This window comes from Marinobacter profundi, from assembly GCF_002744715.1.
Lineage (GTDB): Bacteria > Pseudomonadota > Gammaproteobacteria > Pseudomonadales > Oleiphilaceae > Marinobacter > Marinobacter profundi.
In genome coordinates, this window is the sequence record NZ_KZ319371.1 from 43,884 (window position 1) to 68,753 (window position 24,870).

The 24,870-nt window shown below is 61.5% G+C and carries 23 protein-coding genes; 8 read left to right on the forward strand and 15 right to left on the reverse strand.

What is annotated here, in order from left to right; all coding sequences use genetic code 11:
* Positions 1-4: 4 nt before the first annotated feature.
* Genes CLH61_RS10525 through CLH61_RS10535 form a run of 3 tightly spaced genes read right to left on the reverse strand, consistent with a single transcriptional unit; the run spans position 5 to position 3,021 of the window.
* The gene (locus CLH61_RS10525) at positions 5-349 is read right to left on the reverse strand and encodes a YdbL family probable chaperone protein (RefSeq protein WP_099614701.1); all 345 of its coding nucleotides are present in this window, start codon (positions 347-349) and stop codon (positions 5-7) included.
* Positions 350-364: 15 nt separating this feature from the next.
* Positions 365-586, reverse strand: coding sequence for a YnbE family lipoprotein (locus tag CLH61_RS10530; protein ID WP_228152610.1), 222 nt, complete (start codon positions 584-586; stop codon positions 365-367).
* Between the two features lie 14 nt (positions 587-600).
* Positions 601-3,021 (reverse strand): intermembrane phospholipid transport YdbH family protein, encoded by a 2,421-nt coding sequence (locus tag CLH61_RS10535; protein WP_099614702.1) that lies wholly within the window; start codon positions 3,019-3,021, stop codon positions 601-603.
* 145 nt (positions 3,022-3,166) lie between these two features.
* Between CLH61_RS10535 and ftsH the strand changes: the two genes are divergently transcribed.
* On the forward strand, positions 3,167-5,077 hold the full coding sequence (gene ftsH, locus CLH61_RS10540; RefSeq protein WP_099614703.1) for an ATP-dependent zinc metalloprotease FtsH: 1,911 nt from the start codon (positions 3,167-3,169) through the stop codon (positions 5,075-5,077).
* A gap of 25 nt (positions 5,078-5,102) precedes the next feature.
* Here ftsH and thpR read toward each other — a convergent pair whose 3' ends face one another.
* The 4 genes from thpR to CLH61_RS10560 all read right to left on the reverse strand — a co-directional run bounded on the left by thpR (position 5,103) and on the right by CLH61_RS10560 (position 9,821).
* Entirely contained in the window at positions 5,103-5,663 is a 561-nt protein-coding gene (thpR, locus tag CLH61_RS10545; RefSeq protein WP_099614704.1) for an RNA 2',3'-cyclic phosphodiesterase, read from the reverse strand.
* A 13-nt stretch (positions 5,664-5,676) separates the two neighbouring features.
* Entirely contained in the window at positions 5,677-6,633 is a 957-nt protein-coding gene (locus tag CLH61_RS10550) for a hypothetical protein (protein ID WP_099614705.1), read from the reverse strand.
* 173 nt (positions 6,634-6,806) lie between these two features.
* Positions 6,807-9,524, reverse strand: a complete 2,718-nt coding sequence (locus tag CLH61_RS10555; RefSeq protein WP_143752147.1) for a mechanosensitive ion channel domain-containing protein — start codon at positions 9,522-9,524, stop codon at positions 6,807-6,809.
* A gap of 57 nt (positions 9,525-9,581) precedes the next feature.
* Positions 9,582-9,821: an HP1242/YdcH family protein gene (locus CLH61_RS10560; RefSeq protein ID WP_099614707.1), complete on the reverse strand. Its 240-nt coding sequence runs from the start codon at positions 9,819-9,821 to the stop codon at positions 9,582-9,584.
* Between the two features lie 348 nt (positions 9,822-10,169).
* Between CLH61_RS10560 and CLH61_RS10565 the strand changes: the two genes are divergently transcribed.
* Positions 10,170-11,267 (forward strand): alpha/beta hydrolase, encoded by a 1,098-nt coding sequence (locus CLH61_RS10565; RefSeq protein WP_099614708.1) that lies wholly within the window; start codon positions 10,170-10,172, stop codon positions 11,265-11,267.
* Here the strand turns inward: CLH61_RS10565 and CLH61_RS10570 are convergent.
* A complete protein-coding gene (locus CLH61_RS10570) occupies positions 11,232-11,798 on the reverse strand; it encodes a CPBP family intramembrane glutamic endopeptidase (protein ID WP_099614709.1) in 567 nt (188 codons plus the stop codon). The genes CLH61_RS10565 and CLH61_RS10570 overlap by 36 nt on opposite strands.
* A 142-nt stretch (positions 11,799-11,940) precedes the next feature.
* Between CLH61_RS10570 and CLH61_RS10575 the strand changes: the two genes are divergently transcribed.
* Complete coding sequence (locus CLH61_RS10575; RefSeq protein WP_099614710.1) at positions 11,941-12,576, forward strand: porin family protein; 636 nt, start codon at positions 11,941-11,943, stop codon at positions 12,574-12,576.
* 10 nt (positions 12,577-12,586) lie between these two features.
* Here the strand turns inward: CLH61_RS10575 and CLH61_RS10580 are convergent, their stop codons facing one another.
* Both CLH61_RS10580 and CLH61_RS10585 read right to left on the reverse strand, forming a co-directional pair.
* Entirely contained in the window at positions 12,587-13,438 is an 852-nt protein-coding gene (locus CLH61_RS10580) for a crotonase/enoyl-CoA hydratase family protein (RefSeq protein WP_099614711.1), read from the reverse strand.
* A 157-nt stretch (positions 13,439-13,595) separates the two neighbouring features.
* Positions 13,596-15,566, reverse strand: a complete 1,971-nt coding sequence (locus CLH61_RS10585; protein ID WP_170003707.1) for an alpha/beta fold hydrolase — start codon at positions 15,564-15,566, stop codon at positions 13,596-13,598.
* Between the two features lie 506 nt (positions 15,567-16,072).
* Between CLH61_RS10585 and CLH61_RS10590 the strand changes: the two genes are divergently transcribed.
* Both CLH61_RS10590 and CLH61_RS10595 read left to right on the forward strand, forming a co-directional pair.
* Positions 16,073-16,720 carry a DUF2202 domain-containing protein gene (locus CLH61_RS10590; protein ID WP_099614713.1) on the forward strand — a complete coding sequence of 216 codons (648 nt, stop codon included), beginning with the start codon at positions 16,073-16,075 and terminating at the stop codon, positions 16,718-16,720.
* A 157-nt stretch (positions 16,721-16,877) separates the two neighbouring features.
* Complete coding sequence (locus CLH61_RS10595; protein ID WP_099614714.1) at positions 16,878-17,699, forward strand: acyl-CoA thioesterase; 822 nt, start codon at positions 16,878-16,880, stop codon at positions 17,697-17,699.
* Here the strand turns inward: CLH61_RS10595 and CLH61_RS10600 are convergent.
* The gene (locus CLH61_RS10600) at positions 17,689-18,750 is read right to left on the reverse strand and encodes an NAD(P)H-dependent flavin oxidoreductase (protein ID WP_099614715.1); all 1,062 of its coding nucleotides are present in this window, start codon (positions 18,748-18,750) and stop codon (positions 17,689-17,691) included. The genes CLH61_RS10595 and CLH61_RS10600 overlap by 11 nt on opposite strands.
* Positions 18,751-19,080: 330 nt before the next feature.
* Here CLH61_RS10600 and CLH61_RS10605 point away from each other — a divergent pair, with 330 nt between their 5' ends.
* Positions 19,081-19,695, forward strand: coding sequence for a Spy/CpxP family protein refolding chaperone (locus CLH61_RS10605; protein ID WP_170003710.1), 615 nt, complete (start codon positions 19,081-19,083; stop codon positions 19,693-19,695).
* Between the two features lie 62 nt (positions 19,696-19,757).
* Here the strand turns inward: CLH61_RS10605 and CLH61_RS10610 are convergent, their stop codons facing one another.
* From CLH61_RS10610 to CLH61_RS10620, 3 genes are all read right to left on the reverse strand, one after another.
* Positions 19,758-20,390, reverse strand: coding sequence for a phosphoribosyltransferase (locus tag CLH61_RS10610; RefSeq protein WP_099614717.1), 633 nt, complete (start codon positions 20,388-20,390; stop codon positions 19,758-19,760).
* A gap of 114 nt (positions 20,391-20,504) precedes the next feature.
* Entirely contained in the window at positions 20,505-21,149 is a 645-nt protein-coding gene (locus tag CLH61_RS10615) for a bacteriohemerythrin (protein ID WP_099614718.1), read from the reverse strand.
* A gap of 106 nt (positions 21,150-21,255) precedes the next feature.
* Positions 21,256-21,867 (reverse strand): LysE/ArgO family amino acid transporter, encoded by a 612-nt coding sequence (locus CLH61_RS10620; protein ID WP_099614719.1) that lies wholly within the window; start codon positions 21,865-21,867, stop codon positions 21,256-21,258.
* An 88-nt stretch (positions 21,868-21,955) separates the two neighbouring features.
* Between CLH61_RS10620 and CLH61_RS10625 the strand changes: the two genes are divergently transcribed.
* Positions 21,956-22,849 carry a LysR family transcriptional regulator ArgP gene (locus CLH61_RS10625; protein WP_099614720.1) on the forward strand — a complete coding sequence of 298 codons (894 nt, stop codon included), beginning with the start codon at positions 21,956-21,958 and terminating at the stop codon, positions 22,847-22,849.
* Here the strand turns inward: CLH61_RS10625 and CLH61_RS10630 are convergent.
* Positions 22,821-23,831, reverse strand: coding sequence for a GlxA family transcriptional regulator (locus tag CLH61_RS10630; RefSeq protein ID WP_228152611.1), 1,011 nt, complete (start codon positions 23,829-23,831; stop codon positions 22,821-22,823). The two genes, CLH61_RS10625 and CLH61_RS10630, sit on opposite strands and share 29 nt — an antisense overlap.
* Positions 23,832-23,935: 104 nt before the next feature.
* On the opposite strand from CLH61_RS10630, the gene CLH61_RS10635 reads away from it, so the two are divergent.
* The gene (locus CLH61_RS10635) at positions 23,936-24,853 is read left to right on the forward strand and encodes an alpha/beta hydrolase (protein ID WP_228152612.1); all 918 of its coding nucleotides are present in this window, start codon (positions 23,936-23,938) and stop codon (positions 24,851-24,853) included.
* Positions 24,854-24,870: the final 17 nt, after the last annotated feature.

The window sequence follows — 24,870 nt, forward strand, 5'->3', positions numbered from 1 at the left end:
CGGGCTATTTCCTGACCCACTTGCCGTTGAGCTGGATGTACTGGCCCGCCGGTGTTTTCTCGATGGCTTTCTTGCCGGCGACGGCTTCCACCTCGGCCACCGGAATGCCGTGCTTCTGGGCAATCCGGGCATACTCGTCCCGCCGGGCACGGTTGATGGCGTCGACAATGTCGGCAGCCTGTCCTTCCGGCCGGATCACCTCCAGGTAGCCGGTCGGCGTTTCGCCAACCAGTCCGGCGCTCTTGGCCGGTTCCAGCCCCCGTTTGGCCTCGTCAAGGCTGATCGCCAGGGCCGGCAGGCTCAGGCAAAGGGCCAGCACGGCGGCGCCGAATCGTGTTAACAGTGTCATGTCTTGCTCCTTCGGTCAGAACAGGCCGTCTTCGGTGAACAGTTCATCCACTTCCTTGTCCACCTTCACATAGATCTCGTGCTGGATCTTGACGTTAAGATTGACAGTTATGGGCTCCTTGGGCGCGGCCATCTGCACAGTGGGCGTACAGGCCGCCACCAGGCTGGCCAGTGCCGCAGCACAGAGCAACCGCTTCAGGATTGCCGGGGCGGCTGGGCCCCGCCGGATTTCAGCCATGGCTTGATCTCCTTTTATGGGTTCGGACTGATGCCTGTCCCGCCCTGCTCCGCCTTTTTACGGAGGAGCTCCTGAACCTTGCGGGTAACAGTCTCGTTGACCCGGCCACTGAGCTGCAGGCTGGTCAGCAAGGCCGGGATGTTCTCTTCAAGATTGATGTTGAGCACAATCGGATGGCCGTCCCGGACCTTGGGATTACGTCCTTCGAGGTGCAGCCCCAGCATCAGGTTACCTTCCTGATCATAGTCTATCGTGCTCTCCAGGACGGAATAGTGAAAGTTTTGCAGGGCTTCGGCTACCAACCGCATGGTTTCATTACCACTGGCCAGCCCGGTGAGGCGTTCCGCAGGCAACTGCAACAGCCCCCCGGGCGACTGGGCAGTGACCCGCCCCTGCTCAACCTGAACACCTGCTGCCGAGATGGTGACCGGCACCTCGCCGGTGAGGAAGCCGGTGCCCGCCAGTCCTTCTGCGGGGTAGACCTGCATTAATTCGGCCAGCGCGATGCTGTCGAGCCGGGCCCGCAGCCGGAACGGCAGGTCCGAAAGTTCCCACTGTCCCGGTACCACCGTGACCTGGCCGCCAAGGAGTTCGCCTTTGGCCTGGTCCAGTCGCAACCGGCCCTGCCGCACATTGGCAAGGGGTGCCCGATATCGACCTGCCAGACGGATACTCTCCACCGGGATACCGGGATTGATGCTGGCAACACTGAGCGCCGGGGCCGTGGCCTCGACATCCGTGCCGGCAAGGTTCAGGGTCAACAGCCCCTCCAGACCGCTCCACGCAGTACGCCCGTAGATCCCGGACAGGCCGGTAAACGTCAGCGCTCCCTCCAGCCCGGCCGCCGCACCGGGAGCCTTGAGCAGCTCGATCCGGGCAGACAGGCTCCCGCCCGAAACCGCAAGCTCCTGTGGCCAGTGGGCGATGGTCGCTGCCAGCGCGGCCGCGCCCTGTTCACCGGAGAGGCGGGTACTTCCCTTCACCTTCAGCGCCTTGCCGGGCGCGTAGTCCAGCTGCAGATCGGCCGTCGCGCCGGCATGTGACCGCAGGTGCCCGGTCACGGCGACTCGATCCAGACTTGCCGTAGTGGTGCCGTCAAATCGCCAGGACTGTTCGACCAGGTAGGGCGATATCAGCCGGTCAGCCGCAAGCCGCAGCGGTCCTTTCAGTTCCAGACTCTGAAGTTCCAGACTCTGCAATTCCAGACTCTGCAGTTCCGCACCGGCAGTGCGATAGGATGCCCGCAACTGTGCTTTGCCAGGGTCCAATGTCAGGTTTCGTGCGGCCAGCAGGTCGCTGGCTGCCACCTGGTCAAAGCGCTCCACCGTCAGCACCGATGGCTGCTGGAACTCCAGCACAAGGGTGTTGCTGTCCACTGTGCCGGTAACCGCCAGATCTGCGCGCACGCCTTTCATGGTCCAGTCGGCGGTGACCAGCTCGGGACGGGATAACCTGATCCGGCCCGCTTCCAATTGCCCGGACCAGACCCCCAGCTCCGCGACCAATGCCAGCCGGAGATCGCCCTGAATCGTCGCCAATCCGGGCACAGGCCAGGGGGCAGGCAATTCCACATCCAGGCGGAGGCTGCCGCTCACCTGTTCCCGGATCGGCTGTCCCGGAGGCGCCTGAAGTTGCCATTCGATATCCAGCCTGGCGCTGTCAGGTTGCGGCGGCAGCCCGGCAGTGTCCATCGGCTGCCACTCTTGCAACCAGGCCAGCAACCAGTCGCTGGCAGGCAGTGCCGGCATTGCCAGCGCCCCACTCCAGTTGGTCACTGCTGCACTACGCTGAAAGACCGACTCCAGTTTCGCCACCGGTTCGCCATCCAGCGACAGGCCACCTCGGATAACCAGGTCGTCCGGTCCTGATCCGGCAATGTCGGCCTGTAATTCAACCCGATGTTGATCCCGGACAATAACCAGTTCGGCGGCCACCGGTAGCATCTGTTGCTGACGCTGCGCGTCAAAGGAACCGGTCAGCTCGCAACTGCCCGATGCGCAGGGCAGGGAAAGCTCATACTGCCGGATCACCAGCTGCTGCGGTAACCATCGCGGCGGCGCGGGCAAGGGGCTGACCGGGGTTTCCGGATCCGCAGCTGCCGTCCCTGCGCTGGCCGGCGACAGACTACCCTGCCAATCCACTGCCAGGCGATCGATGGTCAACGTCCGGGGCTCCGGGTTCAGCCACTGCCGGTTCCAGCCCAGCCTCAGACCCCGTGCCTCCAGGGTCACCACCCGGGAGGGCAGCTGCTGGGTAACCACCAACTGGCCGATGGCAATGCCCGCCGGGGCTACCTCAAGACCTTGCCAGTGCACGCGGGTGATGCCGTTCTGCTGTTGCCACAGCAGCCAGGCTTCACGCAGGGCCAGCCCTGCCACGGCCAGCAGCAGCAACAGTAGCCCGATAGTCCACAACAGGATACGGCGACGAGTCATGACGGCCCCTCCTGGCCTGCTCAGGGATTGTCTGTTCAGTCAGCAAGTTTAGACGGTCGAAAGCCAGTGGCGTTCGGCAAACTCTTCACTGACAAGTCCCGGGAAGTTGCTAAAGTATCAGAAGTCATCCAGTAAAGAGCGCCTCATGCCTAATCCGGAAACACCCCAGAAGCCCGACCAGCAGCAACCCCAGAAGCCACAGCTACCGGCGACCTACTCGTTTCTCTGGCTGAGCGCGGTCATCTTTCTCATTTTCAGCTGGCTGCAGGACGGCCAGCAGCCCCGCTACAGCGAACTGCCCTACTCACAGTTCAAGGAGGCGGTGGCGGAGGATCAGGTCAGCGAAGTTACCCTGCGTTCGGACCATATCCAGGGCCAGTTTACCGACCGGGGCGTTGCAGACCAGGGGGTTGCGGACCAGACCGGTGACTCCCGGAGCCGGTTTTTCCATACCATCCGGCCCCCGATGGAGGATCCGGACCTGCTGGCCCTGCTTGAAGCGCATCGGGTGACCATCAGTGCCGAGCCTGCCGAAGGCCCCTGGTGGCAGCAACTGATCCGGGGTTTCCTGCCGTGGATCCTGCTGCTGGCGCTGATGTTCTGGTTCTGGTCAGCGGCCCAGCGCCGGATGATGGGGGGCGGCAACAACCCCTTCGAGTTCAGCCGGTCCCATGCCCGCCGGGCACAGCGGGACACCTCCACCACCACCCTTGATGACGTCGCGGGCATCGAGTCCGCCAAGCGGGACATCACCGAAATCATCGAGTTCCTCAAGACCCCGGAGAAATTCCGCGCCTTGGGGGCCGTCATGCCGAAGGGTATCCTGCTGATCGGCCCGCCGGGTACCGGCAAAACGCTGCTGGCCCGGGCCATTGCCGGCGAGGCGGGAGTGCCGTTCTTCAGCATCAGTGCGTCGGAATTTATCGAGATGTTTGTCGGTGTCGGTGCGGCGCGGGTCCGGGACATGTTTACCATGGCGCGCAAGGAGGCCCCGTCGCTGATTTTCATTGACGAACTGGATGCCGTCGGCCGGTCCCGCGGCACCGGGCTGGGCGGTGGCCACGATGAGCGGGAGCAGACCCTGAATCAGATCCTGACCGAACTGGATGGCTTTGAGGAACACGAGAACGTGGTGGTGCTGGCCGCCACCAACCGCCCCGACGTGCTCGACACCGCCCTGCTCCGGCCGGGCCGGTTTGACCGCAAGATTACCCTCGACCGCCCCCACAAGGACGCTCGCACGGCCATTCTCAAAGTCCACGTTCGCAAGGTGCCACTGGCCGGAGACGTGGACCTGGAAGAGATTGCCGCCCGCACCACCGGATTCTCCGGCGCTGACCTGAAGAACCTGGTGAACGAGGCCGCCCTGACGGCCGTCCGCCTGAACCTGACCGAGGTCGACAGTCACTGCTTTGACATCGCCCGTGACCGGATTGTGCTGGGTGAGGAACGCGACACCGAACTCAGCGAGGAAGAAAAGCGGGTGGTGGCTTACCACGAATGCGGCCATGCCCTGATGGCCCATTACATGCCCAAGGCCGATCCGCTCACCAAGGTCACCATCATTCCCCACGGCATGGCCATGGGCGTAACCGAGCAGACCCCGAAGGAAGACCGCTACAACTACACCCAGAGCTACCTGACGGATCGTATCAAGGTGATGCTCGGCGGGCGGTCGTCGGAAAAACTGGTGTTCGGCGAAGTCAGTACCGGTGCCCAGAACGACCTGAAAGAAGCCACTGCCCTGCTCCGCCGGATGGTCGGCCAGTGGGGTATGAGCGAAAAAGTGGGCCCCATGGGGCTGAGTGTTGGCGAGGAACACGTTTTCCTCGGCCGCGAACTGGGCCAGCCGCGGGAGTACAGTGAACGCCTCGCAGAGCTTATCGACAGCGAGGTACAGTCCAAGCTCATTGAACTGGAGCGCACCACCATCGGGTTTCTGTCGGAGCATCGCCGGGAGCTCGATGCCCTGGCCCAGGCAGTACTGGACAAGGAAACTCTCTCGGCAGAAGAGGTCCAGCAGGTGCTGGATGAGTGCGAAAAGGAAATCGCCTGACCGCCGGGCCGCGTCGGCACCGGCCTCAGCCTGCAGAGTCCTCCGGCAAACCGCCCGCAAGCGGGAACCGTCCGATGACCGTATAGCAGGAACCTTCCGGGGTCTGGTTACTTTCGAACAGGCTTACCCGGTCGACCATAAACGGTTCGAGGGCAAGGCCCCGGTGCTGCTCAATAAAGCCAGCCACGGACCCGGCCTCCCTGCCAAACCGGGCCAGGGTGATATGGGGCCGGAACCGCCGCGCCTCCGCTGGCCAGCCAACCATTGCCAACCGCCCACTGATCTCGTCATGCAAGGTCATCAGTGCCGGCTCCGCAGCGACCCCCGCCCACAGGTTGCGGGGGTGCTCCGGATTGCCAAAGCTGCCCGTCCTGCTGACTACGAGATCAAATGGCGCCACCGGCAGCCCTGCGAGGGCCGCCCGCAGCAGGGCAAGCTGTTGGCCGTCAACGGCACCGATAAAGCGCAGAGTAAGATGCAGCTGCCCTGCGCTTTGCCAGCGTGCGCCGGCAATCCGCTGCCGCAAATCCAGCAGCGGACGCTTTACGGTTTCCGGTAGTTCAAGGCCGATAAACACCCGCGGCATTATGGCTCCGGCGTTACAGTGGTGCGAAATCCGCTCCGGTGCAGTCACTGTAACCGATGCGCGAACTGCTGTTGGTCTCAACGGTCATCACATCGGCAGTTCCAGTGTGCATGCCATAACGGACTTCCACATAGCCGTCTCCCTCGAAGCGGAATACACCCTCGGTCGGACAGGTTGCCTCCAATGGCAGCACCATGGCGGCCGGAGTCGAGATATCGACAACGCCGCCCATGGCCGAACCGACCAGGGACCCGTCCATGGTCACCGAGATCCGGGTGTCGGTCAGCATCGCTGAGGTGACCATGTTGACGAAGGCCACGTAGTTGGAACCCACGCGGTATTCCAGTGAACCGGTGCGGAAGGTGACCTCGCTGGTGGTGTCGGAAACATCGGTCATGGCAAAATCCTGGCGTCCCACCAGGGCCAGGGCCTCTCCGGTATTCAGCACGGTGCCACTGATATTGTAGCTGTCGTAACCGGTGAGGGCGGTGGCAGAGGACAGGTCAAAGGCGTACTCGTAACGACCGTTAAGAACCACCGGCCCCAACAAGTAAGTGGGCAGCTGGCAATTCGAAAACTGGTAGGTTTCCCGGTCGGCAGTCTCGGAGAAGGTCGCACTGACCACCACGGAACCCTCCGGATTCTCGCAGCCCAGGGTGACCGTTTCAGTCGCGGCAGCCCTGACCTCGCCGGTCGAAGCGGTACTGAAGCTTTGCAGGCTGAACGCCACGTCCTCGACGAGAACCTGCGCATCGTTCATCGACTCGTAGGAGGCGGCAACCGCGTCGTAATCCTCGGCGGTGTAAAGTGCAGCCTTCTGCGCGCCATAGCCTTCGCTGTCCAGCTGCAGGGTGCCCCCGGTGCTCCTGGTTGTGTCACTACTGCTCCCGCCGCCGCCACAACCGGCCAGCATCAGGGTCGAGGTCGCGAACACAGCAATGGTCAGGAGGTTTTTCTTGTTCTCGGGCATATCAGTTCCTTTTGATGATCGGTGGCGATACCTGCCCTGCCGGCCCGGTATCTGTCAGGAGGGTGCCACGAACTACACACGTCACGGCCACACCGAGCCTACCCCTTTTAGCGACATGACAAAATTAGCATCTGCAACAGACTGTGGCGATTTGTTGCCAAATGGCACAGACGTCACAGTTCGGCTGCGGGATCGCGACCCTGCGCCGACGCCACCGGCCCGAGCGCTGCCGCGGAACGGATATGGATGTCCCGCTGCGGGAACGGAATCTCGATACCGGCCTCGTGCAGCTTACGGGTCACCGCGGATCTGAGCTCATGACCCAGCGGCATGATCTCCGCCATCGACTTGACGAACACCCGCATTTCAAAGTTGATGCTGCTGTCCGCCAGACCGGTGCAGAATACCGCCGGCGCGGGGTCCTCAACCACCCGTTCATTCTGGTGCACCAGCTCGGTCAGCAAGTCCTGAACTTCATCAATGTCGGTGCCATAGGCCACCCCCACAGTCACGATCACCCGGGTGATCGAGTCGGACAACGTCCAGTTGGTGAGGTCCTGGGTGACAAACGTCTTGTTGGGAATGATCTGTTCCTTATGGTCCCAGTCCACCAGGGTGGTCGCCCGGATCCGGATACGGGACACGGTTCCGGTGACGCCGCCAATCGTGACGGTATCCCCGACCCGGATCGGCCGTTCGAACAACAGGATGATGCCGGATACGAAGTTGGCAACGATCTCCTGCAAGCCAAACCCCAGCCCCACCCCCAGGGCCGCGACCAGCCATTGCAGCTTGGACCACTGGGCACCCAGGGCACCGAGGGCAAACACCACGCCCAGGATCACGATCAGGTAGGTGGCAATGGTGGTGATGGCATAACCGGTACCGGGAGCCAGCTGCATTCGACTGAGTACCATCACCTCCAGGGTACCGGGCAGGTTACGGGCGGCCAGTATCGTCGCCACCGCTACCAGAAGCGACAGGATCAGGTCACCGAAGGTGATGGCCAGTGCAGCATCCCCCTCGCCGACGGTCCACAGAATGATCTCATCAAAAATTCGCAAGGCAGGAACCACGGGTGACCACAGCAACCACAGGCCAACCAGGGCAAGGGCAAACGAGGCCACCCTCAGCAGGGTGGTGCTTTGAGTGTTGATATCATGCAAATCAACTTCCGGCAGGTCCAGGCTGGCCGGACGGGCGTCGCCGGAGGGTTCGGTGGCATTCCGGTCGTCCGCCTCCCGTTGCTCGGTGGCCCGCTGCTCCCGCAAGCGCAGCAGGCGGATGCGGCGCTCCCGCACCGACAAGGCACGCAACCCGACAAAATGCAGCAAGGCCACCAGAACCAGCCAGCAGATGCTGATAAACAAAATACCTTCCAGCTGCACCGCAGTGTAGTGATATCCCACCAGTGAAATGCCGGTAAAGAACAACGGGGTTACCACCGCAGCGACCTGAACCAGCTGGTAGAACCGTGACCGCTCCAGCTCCGCCTTGCCATTGCGCAGGGCGCGGAACAGGCGATAGGCAAACATCGCCAGGGCCAGCGAGGCAATGGCAAACACCACCCGGCCGAGGCTGCTCTCGTAGTCGGCCCCGACCGGGTTTTCCGTCAGCCGGGTAATCAGGGTGACCGGCAGCAACAGCAACAGCAGCCGCGGAATACCCCGACGGATTGCCGCCAGCGTCCCCGGTTGCCAATGGAAGTGCACTTCCGCCACGCCTCCCGGCAGCGCAATCTGGCGAACGGCGCCCAACAGGAGATAAAGCAGGGCGGCGCTACGCAGTCCCTTGGCGAGGCCATCGGCAAATTCGCCTCCCCTATCCAGCATCAGCGCCGCCAGCACCAGGATAATAACCGGCGGCAATGCCAGTAACAGGCTGTCGGTCAGTGCCGACAGGGTCAGCCCGATGCGGTCAACACTGACGTTGCCGACGGACTCCCCGGTGCTGATCAGCCGTTGCCGGATCCGCTTGCGGTATGCCAGCAACACCACCAGGGCAACCAGCAGGAACATGATCGACGGCAGGCGCTCCTCTACCGAAGCGGGAACATCTTTCAGAATACCCAGCCACTGCGAGGCCGACATCAGCCAGCCAATACTCCCGATCAACTCACCAAAGGTTTCCGCACTGAACGGCTCTTCACTGGGCAGCCAGAACAGGCGCTGGCGCACAAGGACCTTATAGGCGGCAATCCGGTCCTGCAGGGCGGTGATGGTATCGAAGTAGCCGGTCAACAGATCAATGTGTTCTGCGACCGCTTCCTTGAGGTCGGTCAGCAAGCGCTCACGCTCGTCGGTAAGGCGCCGGTCGACATCTTCGCCGGAAGGAAGCACGGCTCCGATTTCTTCCAGGCGGAACTGTTCGACCCTGGCGGCTTCCAGTTGCTCGTTGACGATAACCGACAGATCATCCGCCAGGTGTTGCTGCTCCAGCCGGTCGAGCCTGCGTTGCAGCAATTTGGCGTAGCTTTCGGTCAGCCCTAGGCCGGCGGTTTCCAGCCGGGCACCGAGACTTTCATACTCCTTGTTCAGAACTTCCAGGCGGGAATCCGCATAGGACTTCCGCTCGATCAGCTGACTAAGCGCTTCCCTGCGCTGCGTCAGGGATTGCCGCAGGGACTGGATTTCCTCCCTGATGCCGGTTTCCGATTCGGATGGCACATCGATAGGCAGTGGCTCGGGAGTTTCCGACTCCTGTGGTGCCTCGATCACCGGCACCTTGGGTTGGGTTTCCGCTGAAGGCTGGTCTGCCCCCTCGGCCGCGGAGCTCTCCCGGGCTTCCGGCGCCTCCTCACCATAGGCCGTCAGCCCCCCGAGAGACACCACCATCAGGACGATGGAAAACAACCCATAAAGAAGCTGACGCGAAAAATACCTGGGTTTCACGCAATAACAACCTGCAGAGAATATCGGAACAGTTTCGGACACGGCACCGCCGGACCGTCAGTAACGGGTAAGTCGCTTGTAGAGTGTGTCTTTGAGCCTTGCCCGTTCCAGTTTCATTTCATTGAAGTGTTGATCGTCGGTAGGAACGTCACGAACTTCCAGCCCACGGATCTTCTTGTCGAGTGAATCGTAGTCGTCGCTGAGCTTGCGGAAATCGTCATCGGACTTACGCAGTTCAAGGATGTTTGCGGCAAATTCCGGAAAATCGTTTTTCAGGGCGTGATCACTGATGGACATGCACTTTCTCCTCTTTTCTGGGCGTTTCCGGATGTGGGAACAGGGTACCGCCGGGGTCTCAGCAGCTACATGGCGATTCCCCGGCAGACCTTCTCTAAAGATAGCTGACCTCCCTGCATTTGCAGGAAAATCCGCCGGCGGCCAGCGCACACGGCTCGCGACCCACGACCAGCGACAGCACTGTCATCTCCCAATGCAGAATCCGGCTCACAACCCGGTAACGCCCGGTTGAATCCCAGACCGGCACAGTGCAATCTGCTTTTCTCAATGCCAAAGATCTGGCATAAGTCAGCACGATACCTGACGACCACCAGGCCGGCAAAAAGTTTACCGGGGACCTCTTAGACCATGATCTGGATTGTATTGGCCATTCTGCTGGCCGTTATCCTTGCCCTCCTGCTGGCGCTGCGGGCCGAGGACCTGTCTCACCTGGACCGCGATGAACTGCCGCCCTGCGATCGCAAACCCAGCGATCAACACGAAGAGGTACTGGCGAAACTCCGCGAGCTGACCAGCTCCGCCCGCGGACTGAAGGGCAAGGCCCGGCTCTATGCCCTGCGACGGCACATGGACACCCTCAGTGACGGTATCCCATTGAGCTCGGAATTCCGGCCCAGCGGCGCCGGTGAGCCGCGGGGTGAGTGGGTGATCGCCCCGGGCACCGACACTTCCCGTCGCATCCTGTATATTCATGGCGGCGCCTGGGTGGCCGGCAGCCCGCGTAGCCACCGCGCCATTACCGACCAGTTATCCCGTGTCGCCAACGCGGCAGTGTTCGCGGTGGATTATCGCCTGATGCCGGAGCACCGCTACATTGATGGCCTGCGGGACTGCCGCAACGCCTATCGCTGGATACTCGACCATGGCCCCGACGGTGACCAGCCGGCCAGCTTCGTTGTGGTAGCCGGCGATTCCGCCGGCGGCAGCCACACCCTGGTATTGCTGGCCTGGGCCCGGGACCGGGGGCTGCGACAAGCAGATGCAGCTATCGCCCTGTCGCCATCAACCGACCTGACTCTGACCGCCCCCAGCAACCGCAATAACATCGGCACCGACCCGCTGCTGGGGCCGACCTTTGGTGGCCTGTCGCGAATTCCCCTGCCGGTGCTCTGGTGGGCCAGCTATGCTGCCTTCCGGGTGCCACCGGCGAGCCCCCTGGCCTCTCCCCTGCGGGGCAACCTGGCCAACCTGCCGCCAACCCTGGTCCATGCCAGTGACTGCGAGATGCTGCTGGATAACGCCCGGCGCTATGTGGCCAGAGCCAGAGACGCCGGATCACCGGCGGAACTTCATACCTGGCCGGGCATGGTGCACGTGTGGCACATTTTCGCGCCATTGCTGCCCGAAGCAGAAGAGGCCTTCGACGATATCGGTCGGTTCCTGCACCAACTGGCCCCGGCCGGCAAACCGTCAGCGACTGTCGAACAGGCCCGGAAAACGTCGTAAACACACCATGGCGGTCAGGTCGTACACGCCGTGCCACACCATCACGACCAGGATGCTCCCGGACACCGCATACGCCACCCCGAGCACAACCCCCAGCAAGGTGGCGATCAGGAAATAGATAGACGACAGGTAATGCACCGCGCCGAACAGCAGTGCGGCCACCAGAATCGCCACCGGCTGTGTCAGCACACCGCTGAGCCCGCCCTGGATTACGCCGCGAAACAGTAACTCTTCCCCGACACCCGCCAGGGCCGACAGTGCCACAATCATGGGATAGGAAAACGAGCGGGCAAACGCCCGCAGCTCACTGACATGCTGTTGCAGCTGGCCGGGGAAAAAGGCGTCCACCCGGGTCAGGGCAAGCAACACGATATAAGTGCCGACACCCCCCAGTGTTCCCCAGATCACCGCTGCGACCGTCGTCATGCCACCACTATCGATCTTGATACCGAACAGCAGCATGGCGGCGAATGCGACCACGACAATTCCGCCCTGGAAGGTCAGGACAAATAACGGAGAGACATTACCCATCGCCCGCTCAATCTCCCTGGTTGCGATTCCTTTGGCTGTCAAAGTGGCGGTATGATGACACCGATCGCGGGCGCCTTGATCGCCGGATTCACTAACCCACCCCGGTCACCCGTAAACAGCATCAGCAGGAGGCTGGCAGCCCATGTTTCCCAACCGTCACCGCCACTGGCTAGCGGGCCTGGTACTGGCAGCCCTGACAGCCCCCGTCGCCCACGCCGATATCGAGCTGGCGCCCTTCGCCGGTTTCCGGATGGGTGGGGAGTTCGATATCCGCGACAGCACGGACGACTCCACCAGCCGTCTCGACTTTGATGATACCGCCAGCCTCGGTCTGGTGGTCAACGTCGATCTGGCGGAACCCGGCAAGCAACTGGAATTCTACTACAGCCGCCAGGACACCACGGCAACCACGTCCACGACCCTGCTGGCACCGGAAACCTCGTCGGTCGACCTGGTCATTCACCAGTTACAGTTCGGCGGACTCTACTTCCCGGGGGGCCAGACCACCGGCGGCTTTGCCTCGGGAGTCATCGGCGTCACCCGGCTGGATCCGAAAGACAGCGGCTTCGACAGCCACCACCGCGCGTCCCTGACCCTCGGCGGAGGCTACAAGTTACCCCTGTCCCGCAATGTCCTGCTGCGCCTGGACTTGCGCGGCATTTACACGGTGCTGGACAGCGGCGGCGCCGTGTTCTGTTCGGGCGGGTGCACGGCCCGCTTCGAGAGCAGCGGCTACCTGCAGGTCGAAGCCGGGGCCGGGCTGGTACTGAGGTTCTGACCGTCGCGGATTATTCGAACAAGCCCTTCACCGGGAACAGGGCATCGTACTTCGGCGCGGTTTTCTGGGCCTTGGCCTGGAAGGTCTTCATCATATCCCCCGGACGGAACATTCCGGCCTGCCAGGTCGCCATATAACGCAGGCTGTCCTCCACACTGTGATCGCGGCTGTAATTGAGCATCTCCTTACAACCGGTAACCGCCAATGGAGAATTTGCGGCAATCTGGCGGGCAACCACCATCACCCCATCGAGCATGGCGTCCTGATCGTCATAGACCGCATTCACGAACCCAAGGTCCTTTGCTTCGCCGGCAGACAACTTGCGACCGGTATAGGCCAGCTCGCGCACCACGCCCTGGGGCATCAGCCGGGGCAGGCGCTGGAGGGTTCCCACATCCGCGGTCATGCCCAGTTCGGTTTCCTTGATGGTGAAGTAGGCATCCGCGGTGCAGTAACGGCTGTCCGCGGCGCAGACCAGGTCCAGCGCGCCACCGATACAGCCACCCTGGATCGCCGCCAGGACCGGCAGGCGGACTTTTTCCAGCGACGTCAGGGTATCCTGCAGCTGCAGGACCACCCGGCGCAGGTTCTCGGCCATGCGGCCGGGATCGCCGGTCATCGGGACCGCGGTCGGATCGCTGAACACCCCGAGATCCATGCCCGCTGAAAAGTGCTTGCCGGTGGAGGAAATCACGATCACCCGGGCATCGGTCCGGGCCTCGATGTCCTGCATGCAGCGGGGCAGTTCCAGCCAGAAGGCCTTGGTCATGGAGTTGAGGGAATCCGGGCGGTTAAACCGGACATGGGCGATGCCCTCGGCGACATCGACAGCAAAACTCTGGTAGGAAGGAAGGTCGGACACGTCTCTACTCCGTTAGCCTGGACACTGATAAAGGATAAAATACAGAAAATTAAGACTATTTTGCCGCAATATTAGTCGATTTTCTGTGAATTTACCCAGACTATACTCTGTGAACCCGGCTCCGCGGAAGCCGCTCCCCCCGAACCGCCCGTGGTGATCAGAACTCCACCGTACTCTCTATAGCCTCCATACTCTCCACACTATCCAAACTTGCCAGGCTGCCCTGCAGCAACGGCAGCTGGACCGAGCCGCTGACATTCACCAGCGGGACCAGGGCATCCCTGGACCAGCTCGCCGGATACTGGGGATGGAAACCGTACACCAGCAAGGCCAGCTCATCACCGGCGGCCAGTTCTTCGGCAATCCCCACCAGCTCCACCGCTGCCTGCTGCTGCAAGCCCCGCACCGGCTTGACCTGGTCATCCACCAGGGACCAGCCGCTCTCGCCCACGCCGCGCTTGCCAAGACCGACAAAAATGATCGGGTCGCAGCCGGGGCTATACGCCGGTAAACCTTCTTCGCAGGCAGTGCGGCCGAGCAGATCGGATACCGTCAGTATCGCCGTGGGAATGCCGCCGATGATGGCGCCCTCCGCACCAGTCTGCCCCAGGGGCAACGCCACCGGCGGAATCGTCGCTGCAGCGACCGCCTCATAGCCTGACGGTACCGGCGTGGTGGACGCCACCAACCGCTCGACTACGAAGGGCCCCTCCAGCACCCCTCCCGGTTCCGGAGCCGGGAAATCGGCAACTGCCACCTGGACCGAGGTGCCGGTTGCCGTCGACAGGCAGACCTGGCTGTCCGAGCCGTCGAAATAGGCTGGCAGGGGCGCTTTCTGCAGTTTGTGGCGCAGCCAGTCAAAGGTGGCCCGGGCTATCGGAACATTGCCACAGGCAAAGGCGCCAGCCGGACCCTGGAAACCCGGTATTTCCAGCAGGCCTGCAAGAGGGTCCACGTAAGTCGAGGGCTGCAGCGCGTCCGGCACTTCCAGGGGCAGGATATGCCCGCTCTGGTGAGTCATCAGCCGCACATCCCCGCCCCGCTCCCGCAGGCATTCGTAGTTGCGCCAGGCTTCATTGAAGTTGAACAGGGTGTCCGTCATCCCCTGGGTGAGCAGCACGTCCACCGCGGGGTAGGCCGTTGGCGGGACATCGTAGGCAGGCGGGCTGGCCAGGTAGTTCAGCAGGTCCCCCGGCTCGGCCGGCTCGATCGGCGCCCCGCTGCAACGATAGGCCGGGCTGTGATAATAGAAGAAGTCCAGACCCGCCTCCGGAAAGCGGTTAAGCGCGGCACCCTGGGCAAGGATCTCGCGGATGATCGGATCAAGACCGCTGTTCTGGTTGCTGACGGATCCCGATTCGCCACCGGCCACCAGCACCAGGTCCCAGCCGGTCTTGATCACATTCCCGGGGTTCAGACTGTAACGCAGGTCATGCCAGGTAATATCCGGCACCATGGCATCCATGCGCTGGCCGGGATCCTGGCCATGCAGCAACAGTTGAAAGCCACCCCCGTAGCTGCCGCCGATTGCCCCTACCACCAGGTTGGGGTTAAGCGTCGCCGGCAGGTCGGGTTCGTGGCGCTTTTGCAGATAGTCCAGATTGTCCTCGGCCCAATCGAGGATCCGTATCAGATCCCGTCCTTCAAATTCCGGATCCATCACGCGGACCGTGCCGGTACTTTCTCCGAACCCCCGCTGATCGATGGAAAGCACGGTAAATCCGGCTGCCCGGTACTCGTCGAACCCGGACTCCGAGCGGGAGCCACCAAACCCATGGCCATGAAGAACCAGCGGATGCCCCTTTGAACAGTCGATGCCACCAACCGGCTCGAGCACCTGGAAAGCGATGGTTTCACCACTGTCCGATGGGAGATACACAGGATAGCTGCGGCCACCGTCAAGTGCCTCACCGGCAATGCAGGATGCCGGGGGTTGCGGCAACGGTGTGGTATCTCCATCGCACCCGGCGGCCTCATCCGGACCCGTTTCGCGGTCTTCTGGCCGGCGCTCACACGCCTGGCTGTCATCCCGGGTGGTTCGGTCACCGGCGACAGCCGGGGACTCCGGGGCGCCATCATTGCTGGATGTGCCGCAGGCCACCAGGAGCCCGGCAGTCACCAGCGTCATAGAAAACCGCAGAATTGCCGGCAACGTTGTCGGCAACAAAGGGCGAGATGCAGGTACAGGCATAAAACACTCTCCATCGAAAGCCCCGCCAGACAAGGCATGGTGGCAATTTGCCAGGCCAGGGGAAGGCCTGTATCTGCCGGGACCCTTTGTTATTGTTTATTGTCCGCTTGATACACGACATGGCGGCGGATTACGTTCCATTCCTGTCGACCGCCGGTGTGCCGCTCCGGCCAACCTCCCGCCAATCCCGGCTATCTGCCCCTGTCGAAGACTTACAACAGAACGATCAGGAAACGCATTATCATTTACCTGTCAAAGATATAAATAAAACCAAAAAACATTTATTTAAATTTAAAGTGCGACAAATCGCCGCATATAGATAAAGACATATACCTATCAAAAAATCGACTTATTAAAAGATAATCAGGGAACCTTTCAATTTATTAACTATCCAATCAGGAAATATTTATTACTATCGAAACACCACTTGAAGAGAGGTTGTTATGAATACCAAACCCTTTATTGCTGCCACACTGATCGGCTCACTGTTTTTCGGAAGTACCGTTATGGCGGCGGGAGGCCCACGAAAGGATTCAGGCACTACCGATCTGACCACATCAACATCTACCAGTCTTACAACCATTGAAACCAGCGACCTGCAATACATGCGGGAGGAAGAAAAGCTGGCCCGCGATGTTTATCTGACTCTTGATCAATCCTGGGGTCAACAAACCCAGGTATTTGCGAAAATTGCATTATCCGAAGAATCCCATACCAGCACCGTCGATTATCTTCTCGATAAATTTGATGTAGAAGATCCGGTCATCAATGACACCATCGGGGTGTTCACCAACGAAGAACTCCAGGCGTTATACAATGACCTGGTTGCCAAAGGTAAGAACTCGCTGATTGACGGTTTACTTGTCGGCGCTCTTATTGAAGAAAAGGATATGAGGGATATCCTGGCAGCCATTGACCAGACCGATGAGCGGGCCATCATTCTGGCGTATTCCAATCTGCTTGACGGCTCTAAAAGCCACCTGCGCGCCTTCGTTGAGGTCATCGAAGCCCAGGGGCTGGAGTACGAAGCCCAGGTACTGGACAGCGAAGAAGTCGAACTGATCCTGGAAGACGAAAGCGAGGTAGAGTGATCCGGGGTTACCCACCGACTCACCTCCGAACACACGGCAGCCTCAGGGCTGCCGTTTTTCATTATGACGCCCCCTTGCGCCGCATCACGCCATTCTTTACTCTTTTCATATAACTCAAAACATTGTTTCGCCTAGCAAAACAACCAAGAGCCAAGTCATGACCAAACCCGATGTTTATCCTCACGTCTTCGATGAGGCGATCGCCCTGACCCCACTGGATAGCCATCGCTTTGCCGGGCGTACGACCGAACCCTACAACAACATGGTGGGTCCCTTTGGTGGTGTCACCGCCGCCGCTATGCTTAATGCCGTGATGTTGCATCCGGAACGCCTGGGTGAGCCGGTTGCACTGACCATCAACTACGCAGGGCCTGTAGAGCCCGGCGAATTTATTATCGAGGCCATCCCGGTACGCACCAATCGCTCGACCCAACACTGGAACCTGGTGCTGCGCCAGGGAGACACCATCGCCACCACGGGCACTGCGTTTTTCGCCATCCGGCGGGAGACCTGGTCAGAGCAGGAAATGCTGGCACCCGATGCGCCGGCCCCGGAAACTCTCGCCGCCCTGCCCACCAAGGGACGGCGGCAATGGATGGGCAACTACGATTTCCGCATCGTCAACGGATCGTTTAATCCGGCGGAGCCCCGCGAGTCAGACAACTCCCAGAGCCTGATGTGGGTTCGCGACTACCCGCGCCGGGCCATGGACTTCCAGTCACTGACTGCGATCGGCGACAGTTTCTTCCCGCGGGTGTTCATCCGCCGCCAGAAATTTGTCCCCATCGGCACCGTGTCCATGACGCTGTATTTCCACACCGACAGCGAGGAGCTGGCCGCGATCGGCGACCAGTATGTGCTGGGCTACGCCACGGCGAACCAGTCCCGCAACAATTATTCCGACCAGAGTGCCCACATCTGGTCCGCCGGCGGGCAGCTGCTGCTCAGTACCACCCAGATCATGTACTTCAAGGAGTAACCTCGCTCTCGCGGACCAATTCGCGGACCAGCTCTGCCGCCGGCAGCGCCCGCGCCAGATCCGCGCCCTGCCCGGCCCAGAACGCATCGAACCCCTGGTTTCCTGCGGACCTGGCAGCCGCCTTCAGGGCCTTGCCGGCAGCATAGGCTATCGGATAGTCCGGCAGCGCCGGCGCATGGGTGACATCAACCTCCGTCCACCAGCGGTCAACGATGCCCCGCGCCGGACGACCGGAAATCACATCCGTCAGTCGTGTAGTGAGCGGTTGCGCCTTTGCCAGTAGCTTCCGGTAGGTGGCATCAGCAGCAGACTCCGGACAAAGGATAAAGGCGGTCCCCATCTGGACAGCGCAGGCGCCGAGCGCCTTGGCAGCGCGAATGCCCCGGCCATCCATGATGCCACCGGCGGCAACTACCGGAATCCTGAGCTGTTCGGCCAACAGCCGCACCAGCGGGAAGGTCCCCAGCTCCGGTTCACCGGCAACAGGATCAAAGACCCCGCTGTGGCCGCCGGCCTCCCGACCCTGCGCCACCACAGCATCAATGCCCGCCTCTTCGATCATCCGGGCTTCGGCAAGGTTGGTCGCGGTGGCCAGCAGCACAATGCCGGCGGCTTTCAGGCGGTCAATCCACCTCTGCTCCGGCAAGCCAAAGTGCAGACTGACCACCGCAGGCCTGCGCTCCAGCAGGAGCTCCAGCATGTCCGGGCTTTCGACGAAGCTCGGGTACGGCAGCTCCAGGAGCCCCGGCGGCTCAGTATCGAATTCTTCGAACCGCGGCCGCAGGAATTCCAGCCAGGCCTGTTCCACCGCCGCATCCGGCTCCGCCGGCCGATGGCAGAACAGATTGACATTGAACGGTTGCGAGGTCAGCGCCCGGGTTTCCCGGATCAGTTCATCGGCCTGTGCCGGGGTGCTGGCTCCAAGCCCGATCGAACCGAGCCCGCCCGCATTAGAAACCGCCGCCGCCAGCGCCGGCGTCGACACTCCAACCATTGGCGCCTGGATGATGGGATGCGGCATCAGCCTGGAAAATTCGGTGGGGGTTGCCATGACGGGCTCCTCAGGTTGATAAGGTGTTAACAGTGAGACATCGGATGACAGCTACGAGTCTGGCGATGGTTCAAACTATCATTCCCCGCCCCAAAGGTGTGAGCCCACGCCCGTTATTCTCGCTATTGATCCGCTGAATGACGATTACCCCGAGCCCGGCTTGTGACCGGCAGCCCCGGTTTGACCAACAATGTTCAGGTTGTCGATTGGCCCACTTGTGCCAGACTTGTAGAACAGTCCCTTGACGCGCCGTCAAGGGCAGATCACTTCGATAGGGAGGGAAGCCGCATGCGTGGTTTACCAGGCATCAGAGCAGCATTGGTTACGGCAATGCTTAGCCTTGGCGTGAGCGGCCCACTGGCCGCCCAGGGCTATATGGGCATGGGCCCCGGAACCGGCATGGGACCGGGCACCGGGATGGGAATGTATGGGCCCGGGCCGGGACCCGGGATGGGCTATGGCCCGGGCATGGGCTACGGTCCCGGCATGGGCTATGGCATGCACGGCGGCATGATGGGCAATGGCATGGGCTACGGGCCGGGCCCGGGCATGATAGGTTATGGCATGGGTTACGGCATGCACGGCGGACCCGGCATGATGCAGCATCCGATGTGGGGCGGAGGCCAGGCTCCGGGCTCTTACTATGGCCTCAATCTCAGCGAGGACCAGAGCAAGCGGATGAATGAAATTCACAACCGGCTCTGGGAGCAGCAGCAAAACCAGATGCAGGACATGATCAAACACCAGCAGGAAATGCAGGAGCTTTATCGCAACGGTCGTCCCGACCGCGGCAAGCTGATGGACGCCCACAAGCGGTTTCAGGAACAACAGCTGAAGATGTTCGAGCAGCGCCTGAAAGCCGAGGAAGAGTTGGAGCAGGTCCTCACCGAGGAACAACGGGAGCAACTCCGGCAGCGCCAACAGCCTTTCTACCGGGGCTGGTAAGCGGATCTCCGGCAAACAACCTGTGCCAGGATGCTCAGGTTGTTTGCCCTTTACAGAGCGCGTTACGCCGGTAAAAGTGTCGCCGGCAGGCCACCAAAGTGCACCACCCGGGTAAGCTGGCAAGGGGTAAGCGCCATGTCGTAACGCTCGAGGAGTTGGCGTAGCACAGCCTCGGCGTCGCCCGGCGGAGGCGTCATGTCACGGATAAACTGCGCAACGTCTTCAACCATCGCCCACGGGTACAGGATCCAACGCCAATGACGAATTTCCCCGGCGCTGAAATCCGCCGGGCAGGTGGTAACGAGCTTTTCGTGCAACACGGCGGTACGCAGTTCCTTCGGCCCCAGGGACTCCAGGTAAGGCCTGGCCACCCTGAGCGTGTCACCGCTGTCATTCACATCATCCACCAGCAGCACCCGCAAGCCCCGGATATCCGCCGCCAGCGGGATTGTCACCCGCGCCTCCCTGCCCTTCTGCGCACCGGCCACATAGTGCTGTACCCGGATGGAAGAGAGTGCCCCGATATTGAGAAAATCACAGAGAAACCGGGCCGGCATAAAGCCACCACGGGCGACCGCGACGATGATGTCCGGCCGATAACCGCTGGCCTGGATGTGCCTGGCCAGGGTATCGCAGGCATCCACGACCTCATCGGGGCTCAACAGCTGAACCTTCATGACTGCGGGCTCTGCCATGGGGTGTTTCCTCCGTCACCAGGGATACCCCTAGCTTAGACCCGGCCTGCGGTGCCTGCGAGGGCAGCCCTTTGGGCCGCCGTCCGGCAAACCGCGGGAGACAAAGACGCCGCTTCAGCTGTCCGCGCTGCCCTTACCCTGACTGGCCCGGAGTTGCCGTACCTCTTCTTCCAGCTGACGGCGGACGGCACGCTCCTTCATCAGCTGCACCGTGCTGTTGGAGAGTTTGCCGTAAATTTCCAGCAATGCCTTGACCATGACCGAACTGGTGCCACTGAGGGTTCGATCAGCCTCTTCGATGGCCTCATCGACGCTATGGCCGGTTTCCATTGCAAAGGTCATCAGCGCCATCCGGCGATCGGATTCAAGGATGTGGAAGGCCAGCCAGCGGGTGAGGAAATCGAACATTTCCGCCAGGGTTTTCTCATCGCCCTGTTCCCGTCGCGCCTGGTACAGCCGTACCTGCTCGAAGAAGTGTTCGTGGGCCTTGTGATGATTCTCCTCCAGGCTGGTATCGGCAAAATACCGGTGCCAGACCGTTTCCTCCGAGCGAAAGTGGTAATGGGTGTAATCCAGCAGCTCATCCAGCACTTCGTTGGCTTGCAGGTCGTCGTTTTCCGCCGACATATGCCAGGCGAGGCGGTTCAGAATGGCCACCAGCTTACGGTGCTGCTCGTCTATCTGGTCAATGCCGGTTTCAAACTGGCTGCTCCAGGGGAAAAGCTCGAACTCAGGTTTCTTGTTGTCTTTGGCAGGCATGGACTCACCACTTCAGATCCAATGTACGATACAGATTGGACCCAACCTACCTGATTTGTAAATGCGTGTCCTTGAGATCCTGCAATTCCGGCCGCCCGCAGAGCCTTCAGATCAAGGCACTGCCGAAGGCCAGCTGCAAGGCGATTGCCGCCATCATGACCCCGATAAGCCCGTCGATCACCCGCCAGGCAGCAGGACGCGACAACACCGGTGCCAGGGCCGACCCGGCCCACGCCAGGGCGCCAAACCAGATTACGGACGCACTGCTGGCACCGGCAACAAACGTGGTGGCGTCTTGCTGTTGGACGCCTATGGCGGGAATGAGCAACAGGGTATCCAGATACACTTGCGGGTTCAGCAAGGTAACGGCCAGCGTGGTCAGCAGAACCCCCTTCAGGCTGCGCCTGGTTGCTGCACCCGCTTCAAGCACCGCCCGCCCACGCCCCGCTCGGGCAAGGGCCTGCAGCGCGAGCCAGCCCAGGAATACAACCCCCAGCCAACGCAGGGCTTCCAAAGCCTGGGGCACCGCCATCAAAGCCGCGCTCACGCCGAACATGCCAAGGGTAAACAGGGCAACATCCGAGGCCATGCACAAACCCGCGGACCACCAGTGATGCTCACGGCGAATGGCCTGGCTCAACACATAGGCGTTCTGGGCACCAATCGCGACAATGATACCCCCGCAAACCAGCAACCCGGTGAAGTAACTTTCCAGCACAGCTCTGACTCCTTGCTTGATGGCGCAAGGATACCCAAAGTTCACTATACTTCGAATTCATAATACTTATGTTGAATAAGATTTACTTATGATTGACTACAAATTGCTGGAAGCCCTTGCCACCGTCGTCGAATGCGGGGGCTTTGAGCGCGCCGGCCAGGCTCTCGGTCTCTCCCAGTCAGCGGTATCCCAGCGGATACGCACGCTGGAGATCCGGCTTGGCCAGCCGGTTCTGGTACGCAGCCCTGCTCTCAGGGCTACACCGGCCGGGCAACGGTTGCTCAATCACGTCCAACAGGTCCAGTTGCTCGAGCGGGACCTGACCCGAGCCATCCCCGGCCTGGCGGAACCTGCGGCGCGACTCCGAATCGCGCTGAATGCCGACAGCCTCGCAACCTGGTGGGCGGCGGCCCTTGGTGACTTCTGCCGTGATGAAGAGCTCCTGCTGGACCTGGTGATTGAAGACCAGGATATCGGCTTGCGGCGCATGCGCGAAGGGGATGTTGCAGCCTGCCTGTGCAGCAGTCCGCAGCCGGTGGCAGGTGCCCGCTGTGTGCCGCTTGGCAGTATGGAATACCTGCCACTGGCGACACCGGCCTACGTGGCGCGCCATTTTGCCCGGGGGATTTCAGAAACCAGCCTGGGGGCGGCACCTGCCATCGTTTTCGGGCCCAACGACCAGCTCCAGCACCGGTTCCTGGCAGCCTGTGGTTACCACCGCAGCTTTCCCTATCACCTGTGCCCGTCATCCGAGGGCTTTGTAAAACTGGCGCTGGCGGGCATGGGATACGGCATGATTCCGGGGATTCAGGTGGACCGGGACATGGCCGCGGGCAGGCTGGTAAGCATTGCCCCGGGCCGGTCACTGGAGGTGTCGTTGTACTGGCACTTCTGGCGCCATGGCGGGGGCGTCATGGACCGGCTGACGCAGACCCTGAAAGCCGCCAGCCCGCTCACACCACCGTCGGCGTCACATAGCTGAAGCGCCTGCGATACTGTTCCATGGTGCAGCCCACGACTCGCTTGAACAGGCGCCGGAACGAGCTGGCATCCTCATAACCCACGCTCCAGATAATCCGGGCGGTCTGGTCACGGCTCGACTCCAACTGATGTTTGGCAGCTTCAATCCGCAGATGCTGAAGGTAGCCGATGGGCGTCTCTCCGGTTGCCTCCTTGAAGCGGCGCTTGAAGGTTCGCGCGCCCAGGCCGGCCACTTCGGCAACATCATCGATGCTGACCGGTTCGGAGTAATGCTGTTCCAGCCAGGCTTGCGCCTTGCGGATGGCATCATCCTGATGGGCTTTGCGACTGTAGAACGCCATATAGGGCGTCTGCTCCACCCGGCGACCATCCAGCACCAGCATCTTGCTGCAGGCCAGCGCAACCGACGGCGAGGCGAAGCGCTCCACCAGGTAGAGACACAAATCCACAAACGCCATCGCACCACCGGCACAGATGATCGGGCCGTTATCCACCAGCAACTGCTCTTCCTCCAGACGGATATCCGGGTAACGGCTGCGGAACAGCGGGGCCGCCCGCCAGTGGGTAGTAGCCACCTGGTCCGCCAGCAAACCGGCCTCCGCCAGCACGAAACTGCCGGTACAGACACTGGCCAGTACCGCCCCATCGGCGAACGCCTGTCGCAGCCAGCCATGCAGGGGTATGGCAGGCGCCAGGGTACTGTCCAACCGCTGCGCACTGACCGCCGCCTCAACGGATGAGCCGACAACAATCAGGTCCGGATGGAACTCCTCACGACACACCGTCGGCATAACCATGGCACCGCTGTAGCCACGGACCGGCCCGTTATCCACCGTTACCACCTGACAGTTGAACAGGGGGTCACTCCGGACTCCGGGCATGCGAGCGCAATAGTTGGCCACAGTAAAGAAATCCATCACACCGTGCACACCGGATGCGTGGCAATTGGGTAAGGCAACGATGGCAATGTTCATCACGGGCATGACTCTTTTCGCACTTTATATGTCAAATATGACACTCCTGCCGGTAACCCACAAGCCCTAATCTGAAGCTGTCACTCACCACTGCACGAAGAAGGACTTTCTCCATGACCTCACAACTGAACACACAACTGAACACACAACCGGAACCGGCTCGCCACCCCACCCAGGCCCGGAAACCTGCGAATATGGCGCTCTCCGCCACCCGGCTGGCGCTGCAATTGTATGGGCGTATGGCGCCGCAGAAAGCCGGCCGGCTGGTTCATCGAATGGCACTCCGGCCATCACGGCTGCCCATGCCGATCCGCTACGAGGATCTGCTGGACAAGACCGACAGCTATACCCAGCTTCACCATGGTACGCGCACCATTCCGTTGTATTCCTGGGGCCAGGGCCCGGTTATTCTGGGTGTCCATGGCTGGGGGGGTGCCGGCATCCAGTTCGGCGCCTGGATTGAACCACTGGTGAACGCCGGCTATCGGGTCGTCCTCTTCGACGCGCCGGCCCATGGCCGTGCCCAGGGGGAAAGCACCGACCTGTTTGAAATGGCCGAAGTTGTGACCCGTGTCGCCGCCGACGTGGGCCGGGTCCATGGCGTACTGGCCCATTCCATCGGCTGCATAGCTGTGGCCAGGGCCATCGCCGACGGACTGCAAACCGACTACCTGGCGATGTTGGCGCCGCCGGCCAGCCTGTCCGCCGTCATGACGAACCTGGGCCGGCAACTGGGGCTGAGTCCGGAGGTTCTGTCCGTTCATCTTCAACTCATGGAGGAGCGGTTTGGCCCGTCGCTATGGGACCAGCTGGACATGGCAAACCTCTCCGCTTCACTCACCCAGCGGGGGCTCATAGTTATTGATGACGACGACACCGCCATTGCGCCGGAAGAAAGCCTGCGGGTGGCTGAAAACTGGAACACATCCGACGTATTACGCACCCGCGGCCTGGGGCACAACCGCCTGTTGTGGAGTCCGATGGTTATGGAAACGGTGCTCAGTAACCTGGGCGTGCCGGGTCAGGAGTAACAAGCCATTGCATCGCG

Excerpts from the sequence above, each read along its gene's own strand:
- CLH61_RS10525 (WP_099614701.1), bottom strand. The coding sequence starts at position 349 with ATGACACTGTTAACACGATTCGGCGCCGCCGTGCTGGCCCTTTGCCTG.
- CLH61_RS10530 (WP_228152610.1), bottom strand. The coding sequence starts at position 586 with ATGGCTGAAATCCGGCGGGGCCCAGCCGCCCCGGCAATCCTGAAGCGG.
- CLH61_RS10535 (WP_099614702.1), bottom strand. The coding sequence starts at position 3,021 with ATGACTCGTCGCCGTATCCTGTTGTGGACTATCGGGCTACTGTTGCTG.
- ftsH (WP_099614703.1), top strand. The coding sequence starts at position 3,167 with ATGCCTAATCCGGAAACACCCCAGAAGCCCGACCAGCAGCAACCCCAG.
- thpR (WP_099614704.1), bottom strand. The coding sequence starts at position 5,663 with ATGCCGCGGGTGTTTATCGGCCTTGAACTACCGGAAACCGTAAAGCGT.
- CLH61_RS10550 (WP_099614705.1), bottom strand. The coding sequence starts at position 6,633 with ATGCCCGAGAACAAGAAAAACCTCCTGACCATTGCTGTGTTCGCGACC.
- CLH61_RS10560 (WP_099614707.1), bottom strand. The coding sequence starts at position 9,821 with ATGTCCATCAGTGATCACGCCCTGAAAAACGATTTTCCGGAATTTGCC.
- CLH61_RS10565 (WP_099614708.1), top strand. The coding sequence starts at position 10,170 with ATGATCTGGATTGTATTGGCCATTCTGCTGGCCGTTATCCTTGCCCTC.
- CLH61_RS10570 (WP_099614709.1), bottom strand. The coding sequence starts at position 11,798 with ATGGGTAATGTCTCTCCGTTATTTGTCCTGACCTTCCAGGGCGGAATT.
- CLH61_RS10575 (WP_099614710.1), top strand. The coding sequence starts at position 11,941 with ATGTTTCCCAACCGTCACCGCCACTGGCTAGCGGGCCTGGTACTGGCA.
- CLH61_RS10585 (WP_170003707.1), bottom strand. The coding sequence starts at position 15,566 with ATGACGCTGGTGACTGCCGGGCTCCTGGTGGCCTGCGGCACATCCAGC.
- CLH61_RS10590 (WP_099614713.1), top strand. The coding sequence starts at position 16,073 with ATGAATACCAAACCCTTTATTGCTGCCACACTGATCGGCTCACTGTTT.
- CLH61_RS10595 (WP_099614714.1), top strand. The coding sequence starts at position 16,878 with ATGACCAAACCCGATGTTTATCCTCACGTCTTCGATGAGGCGATCGCC.
- CLH61_RS10600 (WP_099614715.1), bottom strand. The coding sequence starts at position 18,750 with ATGGCAACCCCCACCGAATTTTCCAGGCTGATGCCGCATCCCATCATC.
- CLH61_RS10605 (WP_170003710.1), top strand. The coding sequence starts at position 19,081 with ATGCTTAGCCTTGGCGTGAGCGGCCCACTGGCCGCCCAGGGCTATATG.
- CLH61_RS10610 (WP_099614717.1), bottom strand. The coding sequence starts at position 20,390 with ATGGCAGAGCCCGCAGTCATGAAGGTTCAGCTGTTGAGCCCCGATGAG.
- CLH61_RS10615 (WP_099614718.1), bottom strand. The coding sequence starts at position 21,149 with ATGCCTGCCAAAGACAACAAGAAACCTGAGTTCGAGCTTTTCCCCTGG.
- CLH61_RS10625 (WP_099614720.1), top strand. The coding sequence starts at position 21,956 with ATGATTGACTACAAATTGCTGGAAGCCCTTGCCACCGTCGTCGAATGC.
- CLH61_RS10630 (WP_228152611.1), bottom strand. The coding sequence starts at position 23,831 with ATGCCCGTGATGAACATTGCCATCGTTGCCTTACCCAATTGCCACGCA.
- CLH61_RS10635 (WP_228152612.1), top strand. The coding sequence starts at position 23,936 with ATGACCTCACAACTGAACACACAACTGAACACACAACCGGAACCGGCT.